Origin of the sequence: Dietzia sp. oral taxon 368, assembly GCF_002999155.1 — a bacterium.
Classification (GTDB): domain Bacteria; phylum Actinomycetota; class Actinomycetes; order Mycobacteriales; family Mycobacteriaceae; genus Dietzia; species Dietzia cinnamea.
The window spans coordinates 99,858-115,170 of sequence record NZ_CP027239.1; the positions used below are offsets into that span (position 1 = coordinate 99,858).

General features: G+C 68.9%; 13 protein-coding genes. 8 read left to right on the forward strand and 5 right to left on the reverse strand.

From position 1 onward, the window contains the following. Nucleotides 1–24: 24 nt before the first annotated feature. Entirely contained in the window at nucleotides 25–429 is a 405-nt protein-coding gene (locus tag C3V38_RS16525; protein WP_106386792.1) for a hypothetical protein, read from the reverse strand. Between the two features lie 137 nt (nucleotides 430–566). Next, complete coding sequence (locus C3V38_RS16530) at nucleotides 567–5,267, reverse strand: methyltransferase domain-containing protein (RefSeq protein WP_106386793.1); 4,701 nt, start codon at nucleotides 5,265–5,267, stop codon at nucleotides 567–569. A gap of 290 nt (nucleotides 5,268–5,557) precedes the next feature. Here C3V38_RS16530 and C3V38_RS16535 point away from each other — a divergent pair, with 290 nt between their 5' ends. The 7 genes from C3V38_RS16535 to C3V38_RS16560 all read left to right on the forward strand — a co-directional run bounded on the left by C3V38_RS16535 (nucleotide 5,558) and on the right by C3V38_RS16560 (nucleotide 11,338). Beyond that, on the forward strand, nucleotides 5,558–6,118 hold the full coding sequence (locus tag C3V38_RS16535; RefSeq protein WP_106386794.1) for a hypothetical protein: 561 nt from the start codon (nucleotides 5,558–5,560) through the stop codon (nucleotides 6,116–6,118). Nucleotides 6,119–6,227: 109 nt separating this feature from the next. Beyond that, nucleotides 6,228–6,452, forward strand: a complete 225-nt coding sequence (locus tag C3V38_RS16540) for a hypothetical protein (protein ID WP_106386795.1) — start codon at nucleotides 6,228–6,230, stop codon at nucleotides 6,450–6,452. A 240-nt stretch (nucleotides 6,453–6,692) separates the two neighbouring features. Next, nucleotides 6,693–7,085: a hypothetical protein gene (locus C3V38_RS17745; RefSeq protein ID WP_174705815.1), complete on the forward strand. Its 393-nt coding sequence runs from the start codon at nucleotides 6,693–6,695 to the stop codon at nucleotides 7,083–7,085. Between the two features lie 502 nt (nucleotides 7,086–7,587). Next, nucleotides 7,588–7,845: a WhiB family transcriptional regulator gene (locus C3V38_RS18380; protein WP_129591226.1), complete on the forward strand. Its 258-nt coding sequence runs from the start codon at nucleotides 7,588–7,590 to the stop codon at nucleotides 7,843–7,845. A 56-nt stretch (nucleotides 7,846–7,901) separates the two neighbouring features. After that, nucleotides 7,902–10,427 carry an RNB domain-containing ribonuclease gene (locus C3V38_RS16550; protein ID WP_165001188.1) on the forward strand — a complete coding sequence of 842 codons (2,526 nt, stop codon included), beginning with the start codon at nucleotides 7,902–7,904 and terminating at the stop codon, nucleotides 10,425–10,427. A gap of 137 nt (nucleotides 10,428–10,564) precedes the next feature. Continuing rightward, a complete protein-coding gene (locus C3V38_RS16555) occupies nucleotides 10,565–10,906 on the forward strand; it encodes a hypothetical protein (protein WP_106386797.1) in 342 nt (113 codons plus the stop codon). Nucleotides 10,907–10,978: 72 nt separating this feature from the next. Next, nucleotides 10,979–11,338: a hypothetical protein gene (locus tag C3V38_RS16560; RefSeq protein ID WP_106386798.1), complete on the forward strand. Its 360-nt coding sequence runs from the start codon at nucleotides 10,979–10,981 to the stop codon at nucleotides 11,336–11,338. A gap of 405 nt (nucleotides 11,339–11,743) precedes the next feature. Here C3V38_RS16560 and C3V38_RS16565 read toward each other — a convergent pair whose 3' ends face one another. Genes C3V38_RS16565 through C3V38_RS16575 form a run of 3 tightly spaced genes read right to left on the reverse strand, consistent with a single transcriptional unit; the run spans nucleotide 11,744 to nucleotide 13,666 of the window. After that, the gene (locus C3V38_RS16565; RefSeq protein WP_106386799.1) at nucleotides 11,744–12,667 is read right to left on the reverse strand and encodes a hypothetical protein; all 924 of its coding nucleotides are present in this window, start codon (nucleotides 12,665–12,667) and stop codon (nucleotides 11,744–11,746) included. After that, nucleotides 12,664–13,230 carry a hypothetical protein gene (locus C3V38_RS16570; RefSeq protein WP_106386800.1) on the reverse strand — a complete coding sequence of 189 codons (567 nt, stop codon included), beginning with the start codon at nucleotides 13,228–13,230 and terminating at the stop codon, nucleotides 12,664–12,666. Before C3V38_RS16570 ends, C3V38_RS16565 begins: the two co-directional genes overlap by 4 nt. 7 nt (nucleotides 13,231–13,237) lie before the next feature. Next, entirely contained in the window at nucleotides 13,238–13,666 is a 429-nt protein-coding gene (locus tag C3V38_RS16575) for a hypothetical protein (RefSeq protein WP_129591227.1), read from the reverse strand. A gap of 115 nt (nucleotides 13,667–13,781) precedes the next feature. On the opposite strand from C3V38_RS16575, the gene C3V38_RS16580 reads away from it, so the two are divergent. Then, the gene (locus tag C3V38_RS16580; RefSeq protein WP_061917889.1) at nucleotides 13,782–15,257 is read left to right on the forward strand and encodes an IS1182 family transposase; all 1,476 of its coding nucleotides are present in this window, start codon (nucleotides 13,782–13,784) and stop codon (nucleotides 15,255–15,257) included. Nucleotides 15,258–15,313 lie beyond the last annotated feature (56 nt).

A 15,313-nucleotide genomic window follows, 5' to 3' on the forward strand; every position in this document is an offset into this window, starting at 1 on the left:
ACGGCAGGCGCGGGCTCGTCGCGGCTACAGGAACTCGACGACGCAGTCTAGGTCCACCTCCGCCCATCGGCCCTGGTCGAGGATGATGGTGACGCTGTCGCGGTCCTGGGCCTGCAGGCCGGTCAGGATCCCGCTGTAGGAGCAGGACAGGCCACCGAAGTCTACGGCCCGCCCGAGGTGGTGGCCGGCCAGCTCGGAGGCGAAGACCCGCGCGGGCCGGTCGACGGCAGGAGAGAGCAGCACGGGGCAGTCGGGGCGGACGTCGATGACGGCCCGGTCCCCGGCGGAGGTCTCCAGGGTCACCGTGACCCCATCTTCGGCGACGTCGAGGCCGACCAGCGTTCCCGTGGCAGGGGTGCCTGCGGTCTCGATGGTGGCTGTGCGGCCGAGGTGGGCCGGGGCCAGAGCCGCGGCGGTGATGCTGATCATGGTGTGGGGCTCCCGTCATCGGTGAGGTACTGCCCTTGATCCTCTCCGCGCGGTTTGCAGGTGCAGCACGCCGCGACAGCAGCCCCGCCGCCCGCCCTGCAGGGAGCAGAGCGGGCGGCGGGCGGGCGCGGTGGCGGCTATGCCGCAGCCTGCTCGTTGGCCTGGTCCTGCGCCAGGACGGCGATCCGTGCGGTGACGCGGTCGAGCTTGGCCTGCGCGTCGGTCAGCTCCTGCTCGCGGTCGAAGGTGAGCGAGTCGGCGACCGCGCGGAGCTGGTCGGCGTCGCGGCGCAACGCGTCGCGGCTGTCGTTGAGGCGGTTGATCTGCTCAGGCAGCCCCCTCGACCAGTCGTAGACGATCCGGTACAGCGCGTCAGCGAATCCGCTGGCAGAGCGGGGGACTGGACGGGGAAGGTCGAGGTGAGCCAGGACCGTTCCCCACCTGCACACCTGCACCGCGCGGCCCTTGCCGTACTCGGTGCGCTGCAGCGAGAGTTCGCCGAAGCGGTAGCGGCGGCTGTCGCGGCCCCGCAGGCTGCCGGCGGCCTCGTTGGCCTGCTCACGGGTCAGCGTGCGCTGGGTGTGCGTGAGGTTGGTGTGCACCCACTGCAGGGCCTGCGCGGCATCGTCTGCCCGGGCCGCAGAGTCCTCCCTGTGGCGGGCCTGGCTGAGCATGGCCTGCAGCTGCGCGCGGTGGGAGGCCCGGGCGATCTTGAGCTTCTGCACGGCCGCGGAGAGCGTGGCCTGCTCGATCAGTTCGGGGTGGCCGGTAGCTGCTGCGCTGACCTCGGCGAGGGAGACAGCGTCGCCGGAGATGTCGAGGATTTCCCGATCCAACGGGGCGTTGGTGAACATCTGCTCGATCATCTGGTGCTTGCGGCGCACCGCGGCGGACACGAGCCCGTCGAAAGTGCCCTCGGTGACAACGGTGACGATGTCGACCGCCGGATTGAGGTTGCCCGGCCGCACCGCGCGACCTTCGCGCTGCCCCAAACTCGCCGCGGTCCAGGGCATATCCACGTGATACAGCGCGCTGAGCCGGCGCTGCGCATTCACGCCGACGCCAGCCTTGGACGAACTGCCGAGCAGGACCGACACGCTGCCGACGCGGCACGCGGCGAACAGCTCCTCGCGCGCCTGAGTGGTGGCCGCCTCGTGAATGAACCGGATCCTCTCGGCCGGCAGCCCACGATCCACGAGCAGATCCCGCAGACGCCCATAGGTGCGGCCGTCGGGCCCGTGGGGCGATCCCAGGTCCAGGCACACCAGCTGGAACGTGCCGGTGGCGTCGCTGCCGGGGTAGCGGCGGTCGATGTTGGCCCAGTAGTGCTCGGCGATGCGATCGGCGGCCACGATCAGCTTCGGGGACGGCGCGTTGACGCCGACCAACTGGGGGTCCAGGGCCAGGGCGCGGCCGTCGTTGCACACCTTGAGAATGTTGTCGCCGCCGGGCTCGTTGCGGAACCCCTGCATCCGCAGCGCCTCGACCCGCTCCGACAGCGTGCGCATGTGCGCGATCTGGGCGGGGCTGGGCTTGGCGACCAGCAGGTGGCGGTTCACCTCGGGCCGCTCCAGGGGCAGTTCTGCGGAGGGCAGCATGTCGGTGAAGGCGCGCATCATGGTTCGTGCTTCGGGGGCGTTGCGGATGCGGGCCGGGCGGGTGACAGCGCGAAGGTTCCCCCCGTCGGGCGAGGTTTCGATGACGGTCTCCCACTGGACGAAGGTGGCGGCCCAGGTGTCGAAGTTGCGACATTCCGCCTGGTCAAGCAGGGTGGGGGCGCAGATGCGCGCCCATACGAAAAGCTCCGAGAGGCTATTTACAAACGGGGTGCCACTGCTGAGGGTCGCCACCGACCGGCCCGGGTACTTGGCGGCCAGGCTGGTGATCTTGATCAGCAGATCCAGGGCCCGCTGCGAGGTGCTGTTGCTCAGCCCGGACGTTCTCGTGGCGACGGGCAAGCCCTTGTAGAGGTGGGCCTCATCGACGCAAATATGGTCAACGGCCAGGTCGGCGAAGGTCAGAGCGTCGGGGTCATGGCGAGCCTCCCGCAGCGCGTCCATGCGGTTCTCCAGGGCGCGGCGGCGAGCGGCCAGCGCCTTGGCGCCACGAGTGCCGCCCTCGTCGCCGGACTGCAGCGCGGCCATCTCCTCGGCCAGGTAGGCCATCTCCACTTCGGGGTCCGCAGCCAGGGAGGTGAACAGCTCGTGGGAGACGATCACCGCATCCCAATCACCGGCCGCGGCGCGGGCCACGAACTTGCGCTTGGCGCGGCCGGCGACCTGATCCTCAGTGGCGACAAGGAACTTCGCGGTAGGCCAGGTGGCGCGCGCTTCCCGGCTGAACTGAGCCAAAATAGGCTTCGGGACCGTGATAAGCGGCCGATTGGCCAGGCCGTATTCGCGCAGCTTAAGGCACAATCCGACGAGCGTACGGGTCTTGCCGGCGCCGACTGAATGGGCCAAGTAGGCGGCCTGGTGTTCACACCGGAGTGCGTGGTCGATACCCCGCAGCTGGTTCTCCCACAGGGTCACCCCCGGCGCTATCGACGGGAACTGCAGATAGTCACCATTCGGACGCCTCGGGACCACCGAATTGTGCAGCCGGTTGTACCGCTCGCACGCCCGCTCGGCCCGCTGCGGATCCGACCACAGCCACACCGTGAACGCCTGCGTCAGCTCCACCAGGCGATCCGCCGCCAGCGCCGACTCCGAGGCGTTGCGTACCCGCCGCTCCCGCCGCGTCTCCGGGTCGGTGACCGTGTCGTACACGACCGGAGTCCCACCATTGAGGCCCGCGGTGACGATCTCGGCGACCGTCATCCGCGACGTCCCGTATCTGGTCTGAGCCTGCGCAGACGCCCCGCCGTAGCCGGTATCGACATCCCACGCCGCCACCGCCGGGGTGTACGACACCCGCGCATACCGGTAGCCCATCTCCTCCTCCAGGAACCGGGCGATGTCGCCGCCGGCCAGCCACGCCGCACCGAACGCGACACTGATCTCATCGGGCCCCAGCTGCGGCGGAAGTACCTCCTCCAACGCCTCGACGTTGCGCGCGAACGAGCCGTCGAACTGCGCCGCGGCCCGCGCCGTATCCAGCTTCGCCGCGATGTTGCCCGACAAGTACTCCTCGGCCGGCAGCAACGCCCCACCGTCGGGGTCGCGGAACGCCAGATCGCCCAACGCCTGGTCGACCTCGGTCTCGTCGATGGACAGCAGCGCGGCCACCGTCGACGGCACCAGCCGACCGTGACGGGCCAGCGACACCGTCACCGCCTCCCCGGCAGTGTCGACTCGGCGAATCGGCTCCGGCTCCCTGTTGGTGCGCTGCAGCAGGATCGGCGCCGGATGTGCGGTGTGGGTGGCCTCGTCGTACTGCTCGATACCGAATACGACCTCGGCCTGCGGGTCGGCCCGGAATCCGCCCATCCGCGGTCGCCGCGCGCGGCGAGTGGGCTCGCCCGTTGCCGGGTCGACCGGGCCGTCGACCACGCTCATCCTGTTCAACGGACCGTAGGAGGCCACGTACTGCCGGTACAGGTCCAGGGCGCGGGAGCGCAGCGGGTCCAGGACGGCGTCGGGGCTATGCCGCTTGGCTTCGGTCTCGATCAGCTCCAGCACGGCATCTCGCAGCTGCACCAGCGCCTGCAGCTCCGCGTTCTTCGCGCCGCGCGCGGGCACGAGAGCGCCGTCGACGACCTGATGGGCCAGCCCGTCGATCAGGTGAAACGAGCCCTCGGGGCGGCCTTCGGCGTCGACCAGGATCTCCGCATCGCGCCAAGACGGCTTGCCGTCGCTCTCGCCCCACGCCGGCATGCGCTGCCCCAGCGCGGCGAACGCCCGGTCCAGCATCTCCGACGGCTTGCGGGTGACCACCGCCAGCGAATTGCGGAAGTGCCCGGTCGCCCGCATCTGGCCGGCCACCAACTCCGGGTTGTCGACGAAGAATCGCGATACCCGCACCGGCTGCACGCGGGCATCACCGGCCCGCACGGGCGTGTCGATCATCGCCGACCCGAACGCCACCTGCTGCCGGTCACCGCCCTCGTCGAACGGCTGCCGGATCTGCAAAACCAGCAGGTCGGCGACAACATCCGTGCCCTCACCGGCAAACGCCTTCGACGGCAGCCGCACAGCGCCCACGAAGCGGGCCCGATCAGCGATCGCCGCCAGACCCTCCCGGCTGTCGAGGTGGAACCGGGAGGTGATGATCGCGACCAGGCCGCCCGGCCGCACCGCCTCAACCGCGCGCTGCAGGAAATAGCCGTGAAGGCTCGGGGCCGCGCCGTGCTTCGAGTGGATCCAGCCCGTGCCGAACGGCACGTTGCCCACCACCAGATCGAAACCCCCCGTCGGCAGGGTGACGTCCTGCAGCCGCTCACCCACGATGCGGGCCCGCGGATTGGCCAACTGGGCGATCTGCGCGGCCGTGGGGTCGATCTCCACCCCGTGGTAGTCGATGTCGAGCCCGTCGGGGCAGGCCAGAGCAAAGCGGCCGTGCCCGCACCCCAGGTCCAGCACCCGCCCGCCGGTGAACCCGGCATCGGACAGCAGGCTCCAGATCCGGCCAGCGACGTCCTCGCTGGTGTAGAAGGCGTTGTCGACCTGCTCGCTACCGCGCGCCAACGCCTCCGCCCCCAGCAGTTCCTCCAACTGCTCGCCGATCCGCGCCCATGTCGCGGTCTGCTCCCGCTCAAAGATCGGGGCCAGCGGCCCCCAGCCGGGCCATGCCGCCAGCGCGGCGTGCTGCTCGGCCGTCAGCTCGTGACGGTTGGGCTTGGCGGCGAGCACCTGAGCGGCAGCGACAGCGGCGTGGCCGAACTTCGGCGAAGAGCTCATAGAGGGCGTCCTTCCATACAGGGGCCCGCAGTAGCTCCCGCGAATCGCGACGGCAGGAGCTGGCAGGCAGGGGTGGGTCTGTGGGACGGGACTCTATGGACCACATTTCGGACTGCAGCACTGCCGAAAAACGGCACGACACCGCAAGCCGTCAGCTCGTGCCGGAGCGCGAAAACGCCTCGTCAGGGCGGGGAAGGCGCCTGTGCGGCAGGCTTGCGAGCGCTGTCCGCCCGACCGGAGCGCGGCTCTGACCTCTCGCCGACCGCACACCGGCACGAGCCGCCCCTACCGTGACCGGCATGAGCGCACACATTGCAGACGAGGACGCCGTCACGATCACCGTCAACCTGCCCCTGCCGGTTGATGTCGCGGCGACCCTGACCCGCGCGATCGGCGCCATCTGGCCGAACACCACCATGGACATGAGCAGCTACTCCAGCCGCATGACCTACCGGGTCACAGCTGCCGACCGCCTGGCTGACGACCTCGATCTCGAGCAGGTCCGCCAGGCGCGGATCGCGATGCGAGAAGAACTCGAAGGCATCATCACCCGAATCGGTGCTGGCGAGGTTGGCGGCATCCCCGCAGAGGAGTACCTCGTCTACGTGGCCGCGCTGGCCGAGGCTTTCCTCGACGAGCACGGCGCCGCGAACTACGTCGAGCAGATCCTGTCCACCCCAGATGGCCGGCGGCTCACCGTCACCACCCATGGGGCACACGGGCAGACTCCAGTCGAGCACCGCAACGATGCGCGCGCGGAAGCCGCGCGGATGCACCGCTTGGAGGCGCGACTGAGGGCCCGCATCGACGACCTGAAGCGCGAACTCGCGGTCGCGAACGGCAGCGCCTGAACCGGGCTAGCAGGCTCGTCACCGGCGGCGGTTCGACGCTGCTGCACCCCGCATCCGCACAGCGAGGATGGGGAACACCGCAAGACGAACCCAACCCCGGGAGGCTCCGATGCCCTACACACACGACGACGTCAGCACCGCCGCCAACGGCGCAGCGAGCATGCTCGACGGTCTCGGCTTGGACCCCGACACCGCGACGCTGATCGACTTCGTCGTCAACGCCACCCTGACGCTGCTCGAGAACGGGGACGCGGGTATCGAGGACGTCCTCGAGGAAAACTGGGACGACAGCGAGGACCGCGACACCATTCGCACCATCGTCACCGGCAACTGAGAGAGGCATCCTCAGGGGAGGGGCCACAGCCACTCCGCCGCGCCAACCCAAGGGGTACAGGCGCACAGCCTGGGGCTGATGTGGCTGCAATTAACTTCTGAGGCTACGGCGGTAACACCCCCAGCGGGCCAAGCGATTCCGGCCTAGCGACTAGGAAAAAGTCAGCGCAACGCAACGGCATGACCGTGACTTACCCTGATCGCAGCACGACCCATCGGAATCACTGCAAGGAGCACCTTCATGGACCCCATCACGCTTGCCATCATCGCGGGCCTGCTCAATGTAGGCCCAGCCGTGGGCGGCTCCGTGGCCGCCGCCGGACCGGCAGCCGCCGCCATCGCCCCCGCCGCCGCCTCCATCGCCCCCGCCGCCGCTGGCGCGGCTGCCACTGCGCCCATCTGGGTCCCAGCCGCCGGTACCGGTGCCGCTGTGGCCGCAGGCGCTGGCAGCCTGGGCGCGGGATCCGCAGTCGCCAGCAACCCGGTGGCCGCCCAGGGCGCCGAGGCATGGTTCAACGACATCAACAACCAGGCCGTCATCGGCTCGGTCGAGGCCAACAACTTCGTCGCCGACGGCCTCAACCCGCACCTGCCGCCGGAGCATCAGATTCCGAAGCGCACCATCGGGTACTGACCCCGGCACGAACACAGCAGTCGATGCGTAACGACCAGGGCTGGCCATCACACGGCCAGCCCTGGTCAGCATTTAACGACCCGCCAGCATCGCCATTGCTCCCGATGCAGCCCCGGCTCGACACGACGCGCCGGTAACATCCCCACCGCTGGACACACTGGCTGTCCGCCACCCACGGCAGGCGAGCCCTCACGATCGGAGACAAACTATGGGCGCACTCGGCGCAATACTCACCTCGGTAGCCGCAGCCATGGGCTCCGTTGCTGTCGGCGTCGGCGGCTGGAGCCTAGTCGCGACGGCAGTCAACAACGACGGCATCTGGCACGGCCTACCGATCGAACTCCAAACCGCGATCCGCGACGCGGGTCTGGCCCCGGGCCGCTAACCCCATGCGCAGCTCCGGCCGCCCCTGTCCACCCGACCAGGTGGACTGGGGCGGCCGGCCTCATTTCCGCCAGAGCCCCATCTCCGAACCGCGAACCGCCCACCCGGAGGTCCACGAATGAAGCCGCTCGACGTGATCGCAGACATTGTCAGCGGCCCGTCCCTGCAAGGTGCTGCCTGTGTCGGCAAAGCCCCCCTGTTCGACGCTCGAGCCGACGGTGAACCCCGGGCCTCGTACCTGCGTCGCTACCGGCAAGCCGCCAGCATTTGCCGAACCTGCCCTGTCCTTGAACGGTGCGATCAGGCGGCTAACGACGCCCCTGCCGGCCAATGCACCGGCATCTGGGCCGAACGCCGCTTCGGTCGCGGCGCGTAACGGAAGTCGGGCTCGCGCCACCACGCCGACCAGGACGGGTGGCACGATCCTGTCGCATGACCGCATTGATGATCGACGGTGCCGGCAGCCTCGACCGCGACGACGCGGTGACGGTGACGGAGCGCGGAGACGGCTGGGATGCAACCGTGTACGTGGCCGCCGTCGCCGATGTCGTCCCCCTCGGGTCGCCAGCAGATCGGTCAGCCTTGGCCCGGGTGCACACCCGCTACCGGCGCAGCGGAGTGAAACCCATGCTCGGACGAGAACTCGAGGACGCAGCCACACTGTCGTCCACCCAGCCGCGGCCCGTGGTGGCCATCGGCATGCGGTTCACCAACGACGGCAGCCTGACCGCGTCGTCCATCTCCCGCGACCTGCTGCCCGCCGGCGCCGCAATCGCCTACACGCACCAGCAGGTGGGGGCCGCCCTCTCCCCGAACTCAACCGATCCGCAGCGTGCCCAACTCAGTGCCGCGTACCGGCTGGCCAGGACGCTAATAGCCGCCCGGCGGGCGGCCGGGGCATTCGCAGTCTTCGACGCAGCTCGCGGCATGGTCACCAGCGAAGAAGGCCAGCTGGTGGCCATGCAGTCCGGTCAGACTCCGGCCGCCTACCTGATCGTCCAAGAGCTGATGGTGGCCGCGAACGCGACGCTCGCACGGTGGGCCATCGAACTGGAACTGCCGATCCTGTTCCGCAATCACGTCCGATCGGCCGTCGCCCCGCCCGCGGACGCCCTGCTCGCCGACGTCGCCGCTGAACTGTCCGCCTCACCGGTGATGACGCCAGACGCCCTGCAGGCCCTCACCGCCCGGGTCAATCAGACGCTTCGCCCGGCGACGTACCAACCGGTGGCCATCGGTCACTTCGGCCTGCAGATTCCCGCCTACGCTCACGCCACATCCCCGCTGCGCCGCTACGCCGACCTCGTCACCCAGCGTCAGGTCCTGGCCCAGCTCGACGGTCTGGAGCCGCCGTACGCCCCGTCAGTGCTCGACGACATCGCCGAGGCCATCAACAGCACCCTGCGCGACCGGGCCCAGCAGATTTCAGCGACGGCGTCGGCAACACGCCGCAAGCAAGCGGCCACCACCATCGCCTCCGGCGACTACACGCACACGCACGGCCGCGACTGGCTGCGCGTACTGAGGATCGCCGCCGACACAGCCCTGCCTCCCTCGCTCGCGACAGAGGTGCGCCGGCGGGCCGACGCCGGCGAACTGGACGGCGGGCAGCTGGCCGTGATGATGCGGGCGACCGGGCATGGGTGGCCGGGACTGCTCGAGCAGGTGATCGCCGCCGCGCGCCGGGTCACACCGCATGCCGCAGCCTCGACGATTTCCGCCTGGCACCAAGCCGAGGACGACGACCGGCCCGCGCCGCAGGCCGAGTACCGGCAGGACGGGCCGCCGCACGACCCAACCTTCACTGCACGGGTGACGTTCGCTGGGGTCGCCTCCTCGTGGACGTCCGCGGCGTCGAAGAAACTGGCAGAGAGGGAGGCCCTGTGGGAGATCGTTGAAGTGCTGGCCGGCGTGAGGGACGCCCCGACGCCGGCAGACCCGCCCCAGGTGGGCGACACCGGCCTCGCCCGGCAGCCGGCAGACCAGGCAACCCCAGAGGGGGCGCCGGTGGAGCTGGAGACACTGTCCGGCAAGGGCTGGCTTCGGGCCGCGCGGGCCTTGATCTCCGACCCGGCCGGCCGAGAAGACGAGCTGGCCCGCGAGCTGCGGCGCCGCGCCGACGACGGCACCCTGGAGCCCCCAGTGGTGGCAGCCCTGCTGGCAGACGACTCAGGCAGGTGGTGGCCGCTGCTGGGGGAGCTGGTGGCCACGATGCGCACCACGGCACCGCACGCCGCCAATTCGACCCTGTCGGCGTGGCAGCAACTACGCGGCGCCCCGGTTGGCTCCCCAGATCTGGAGGTGCGCCAGTTCGGCACGCCGCATGCCCCGTTGTTCGCCATCCGCGCCCGACTCCAGCAGTGGTTGACCTCGTGGCAGTGCGGCCACGCCAAGAAGGCGGCGGCGACTCAGCAGGCGCTATGGGACCTCGTGGACGTGATCGCAGGCAACGCCCCTCCCGGGGCCGTCGACGACGCACCGACTGCCCCCGAGCTCGAGGCCGCCGCCGACAGGGAAAACGGCAAGACGATCGCCCTGGCCCACCTCAAGAGGGGGACCGGACGGGCAGCAGTTCCGCCTCACGCCGAAGGGCCGCTGATGTCATCGCCCGCCGAGGTCACAGCCAGCGCCCCGCCGCTGGCCCACACCGAGGTGCCCGCCCAGGTGCGCGAACACGCTGCCCTGGTAGCGGCCCTGGGAGGCACACCCACCGAAAGGGCCAAGAAGTACCGCAATGCCGTGAAATCGCCGACCGCCTGGATCAACAACCTGGCAGCAGTCCTGCACAGCGACGCCCCGGAGGTGGACACCACCAGCATCGAGGGCGGCTACACAGCCACGATCACGATCAACACCCCGGTAGGGGCAGTCGTCGGCAGTGGGGCCGGCACCAACCAGAAGACCGCCCGCGCAGTCGCTTCGCTGGGGATCGTGCTCCACCTGTTCTCCCTGACCTAAAAGCCAAGCCCGCAGCCGCGGCCGAGCTGTCCGGCGTCGGCCGCTCCACGGGCCACGGCATCACGGCCGCGAGACCACAATTCAAGAACGCAGGGAGATCCTGACGGCGCTACCCACCCCGCCCTCAGGAGGTCACAGTGACCCTCACCGACCCCATCCGCCCGCCGGCGCCAGCCCGCGACGTCGAGCGCATCGTCTGCCCCACCTACGCCGACGTCGTGCATCTCATGCGCAGCTACCGGCACCATCAACTGGTCACTGCTGGCGCCCTCGCTGATCGAGACCAGGCCCAGCACCTCATCGGCAAGAGGCTCGCCAATGCCGGCCGCCCACTCGCCGGCACAGTCGTGGTCACCTCACACCAGCAGCGACTGCTGGCCTTCCACGGAGACATCAGCGCCGTCGACGGGCTGGCGATTGAGTTCACCAACGGTGGCCAACTGCCCATGAATAGGCTGGTCGCGGTCGGTATCTGCTGAACTGCTGCAGTCCCGCACGGCGGGTGGATCGTAGGGGCATCAGAAACAAGCCCACCCCCCAGGGAGCACGCCATGGACACGATCGCCTTCGCCGCCCTCGCAGGAATCGTCGCTGACATCGACCCCACCGCGGTCGTGCAGACCTGCCCGCAGCGATCCGAGACCGCCGCCCACGACCTGGCCGACCAGATGCCGCACTCGATGCACATCGCACTCGACGCCCAGGACCGCCGGGCCACGCTTCCCGCCAAGATCACCGACCGCATCGGCGCGAACTGGGGACGTGTGCCCGCCGTGGTCATCGCCCGAAGCCCGCGCGGCGACTTCTACGCCTTCATCGGCGACATCGTCGGGGTCGACACCTTCACCCTGCAGTTCGCCAATGACCTCCGCGTCCCCCTCGGCCGCGTCGTCGCCGTCGGCCTGGACTGATCGCACCCCGAGCCAGCACCCGAAGGGGGCGGTGGCCCGCAGTTCCCCCGCCCCAGTCGGGTACCAACCTCCAGCGGGGCCCTGTGCCCAGTGGGGCAATGGGGCCGGTTGGGTACAAATGACCCAATGGGGCCAACCTGCCGACGCTAGAGACAAGTCGCTGATGTTCTGGAGCCGTAGACGGGGCATGCCGGGACTGTTGGCCCAACCCACTGGGCAGGAACTAGCCTGGAAAGCGCTTGACAGTACTGCTCTCCTACAGGTCAGTTAGGCACCTTTCGAGATCGAGCTGCCGCTCGATCTCGACAATCCCGGCCCTCCGGCAAGAGGGCCGGGATTGACTATTTTGCTGCTGCGCCTGCGGGGCGCGCAGAGGTGACGAGCTGCGCCAGAACCGCGTCTCGGTCAGGCCTTCGAGTCAGCGAGCTCGACCAGCATCCGATGCGCCACCACCGGATCCCGCGTCGACCTCCACAGAGACCAGCTACTCCCCGACGGAATCAAAGCCTCGTCCAGGAACACATCCGGAGCGTGGGCGTGGCTGTCCTGCCACTCCTGAATCCGGTCCCTCAGCAGCCGGTAACGACCCACTCGGCGCCCCACAGCGGCGCCCAGCATCAACAGCAGTCCAGTGGCGCCGGAAAGGATGGCGCACGCCAACGTCGCCAGCGAAATCTGAGGGGCGTGCGCGCTGTACCAAGGCCATACATTGAAGTACTCGACCGTGAGGTTGACGACCTTGTGCGCCACATACGCAGACCCGAACAGGCCTGAGGCAGACACCGAGGCCACCGCAATGCGGGGGACGCCCGGCCGGAACACCGCGGCAGCTCGCCCAGCGAGCCCCGCGACCGTCGCCGATGAGGACCCCAGGCACAACAGGTAGATCAGCCAGTAAATGGCGAACCATCCGGTCATGTCGAAGTCCTGGCTCATGAACGCCGTCGGGGCGTGCGGCACGGGCGACAGGGCGAACGTCACGGCCATGCCCACCACAACGGCACCGATTGAGCCGACCAGCAGGAGCTTCCGAAATGGGCGTCCGAAGATTCCGGCCACGGCATGCACCAGGAAGATCGCCCCGACCGCGCCGAGCGTCATCCCGGAGTAGTCAGTCACGTTCCATACCCCTGACCAGGAGTGGAACCAGCCGTCGATCCACTCGTCGGACACCACCGGAGTGCGAGCCAGCTTCCCCAGGCCGAAACAGAGCAGCGAAGCCGACAGGTGGTGGGCGTACGGGCCCGCTGTCCGCATGGTCATCAACCGGTGCAGCGCCAGGAACACCGCGAGAAGGCAGATGATGGTGACGACAGCCGTCCCGATCATGACTTCCACCCCAGAGCGGCCAAGAAGCGTTCAGCGATCGCGTACGAGCTTCGGTCGTGCCCATCGAGGTAGACCTGGCCACGCACGGCGTCGGCGCGAGTCTGAATGATCGTGGCCATCCATTCCGCTGTTTGCTCCAGCTCTGAGATGTAGGAAGCGCGAGCGAAACAGACGCGTGCCGGTCCGAGCTGGGACAGGAACCCCTCGGGCAGGTTCGGGGCCAGGCGCCGGAGCTGAGCGCGGTAGGTATCAGCATCGAGATCGTCAGCGCCCTCGTGGGCGAGGACTACGTGGGCGAGCTCGTGACACCGGACGTGCTCCTGATAGTTGGCGTTGCCGCGGGTGGTGATGTAGATCCGGTTGATGCTCGGCGAGGGCACCCACAGTCCACTGATCTCGTCCTCCAGTGAGGCCGGCAGCGGGGAAACAGTGATTGGTTTGCCGGTAATCAGCCCGATACTGGCGGTGAACTCGTCGATGTCCCACGGGCGTCGGATCGGCAGGGCTTCGACAAGTCGCTCAGCGGTGTGCTGAGGATCGCGTGCAGTCGGCTTTCTGAGCATGCTCGTGTCAGTCCGGCTTCCGGGAGGGATCGAGCAAGTTGAGAAGGTTCTCGCGGGCCTCGGGGCTCAGCTCGGACCCTGCTCGGAGCTGCACTAGAGCCGGCGAGGTCCGGTTGAGCTCGGCGAGCGCTTGCAGGCTGTTCCATGCGGGCAGGACGATGGCTGGGTCGTCGCCGAGCAACACCTCTGGGCCGATCTGGATCGAGTCCATCACCGCATCGACTACGGGCGCAGGGACGGAGTCCACGTCCCCGGCGCGGAGCGCGGCGATGTGTGCTGGTGTCACGTTGATCCCATGCGAGCTGCTGACGCGGCCGGCGACGGAGACGTCGAGGTCGCCTGCCTCGGGGTGCAGCAGCGACAGGGCAAGTGCGAACCGCTGTCCGACAGTAGGCATCTCGGACTCGGACCGGTGGTCCACTGGGGAATCAGTCACAAGTCCTCCTTCTGGTGGTTGGGGGGTGGGGGGCGGGCGCGGGCTAGGAGCGTGGGTCAGTAACACGCCAGTTCAGGTCCGCTGATGGGGCGGGTTCGGCGGGATAATTGTCGTCATGGGCGAGGAAGGGTTGTTCGCCGCCGAGGAGTTCCGCGTCGAGCGGGCTGACCGGCAGGGCGAGGTCGAGCCGGTGGGCGCAGGCAAGACATTTCGGGCGTTCGACCCGGGCCAGGGGTTGTTGCTGCCGCCGTCGCTGGATGACTGGCTTCCGGCCGATCATCTGGCACGGTTCGTGGCGGATCTGGTCGATGAGCACCTGGATTTATCGCGGATCTACGTCTCCTACCAGGAGGGGCGCGGGGCCCCGCCGTACGATCCGCGGTTGATGGTGCGGTTGCTGATCTTCGGCTACACCACGGGGGTGCGCTCCTCCCGCGGGATCGAGAAGGCCTGCACCGACATCGTCGCTTTCCGGTGGTTGGCGGCCGGGGCGGCCCCGGACTACCGCGCGATCGCCAGGTTTCGCAAGAGGCACCTGGCCGCGCTGGGCAACCTGTTCTTGCAGGCGTTGGCGTTGTGCCAGGCCGCCGGGATGGTCACGCTTGGACAGGTCGCGCTGGATGGGACGAAGCTGCGGGCGAACGCCTCCAAACGCAAGGCCATGTCGTACGCGCGGCTGACGGACAAGGAGAAGGTACTGGCCCAGGAGGTCTCCGATCTGCTGGCCGCCGCCGAGGCCATCGACAAGGCCGAGGACGCCAAGTTCGGCAAGAACCGGCGCGGGGACGAGCTGCCCGATGAGCTGGCCCGCCGAGAGTCTCGCCTGGTCAAGCTGCGCCAGGCCAAAGCTGCTCTGGAAGCCGACGCCGCCGCCGATGCGGCGGAGAAGGCTGAGGCTAAGGCCCGCGGTAAGGGCGAAGACGAAGACACCGTCGCGCAGAAGGCCGCTGAGGCCGCCGAGCGCGCCACGCCCAGGCCGAAGGCCCAGCGCAACTTCACCGACCCGGAGTCGAAGATCATGCTCACCGGGGACGGGTCGTTCGCTCAGTGCTACAACGGCCAGGCCGTGGTCGATGCCGCCCATCAGATCATCGTGGCGGCCGAGGTCAACGACTGTGCCGCCGACGTCGGCAACCTCATCCCCATGACCGAGCAGGCCATCAGCAACACGGGGCAGGCCCCGAAGCAGATGCTCGCCGATGCCGGGTACTGCTCAGCCGCGAACCTCGCCGCCTCCGCCGAGGTCACCGGCGAGCAGGGCACCGAGTTCTTCATCGCCACCGGACGACAGCGCAGCGGGGAACCGGCGCCGATCGCCCCCCGGGGACCGATCCCGGCCAGCGCCACGGACAAGCAGCGCATGGCCCGCAAGCTCGCCACGAAGAAAGGCCGAGCGGTCTACGCCCGGCGCAAAGCGATCGTCGAACCGGTCTTCGGACAGATGAGCACCCTGCAGAACGGCAAGCAACTCCTGATTCGCGGTCTGGACGCCGCCCGCGGTGAATGGCTACTGCTCGCTGCCTGCCACAACCTGCGAAAGCTCCACGGTCATATCGGCGCCACCGGGCTCGGCGGCCTCCAGATCGCCTGAACTGGCAGGCCCGGGCGACCTACAGGCTGACCCGCGGACTGAACGCCATCACCGCG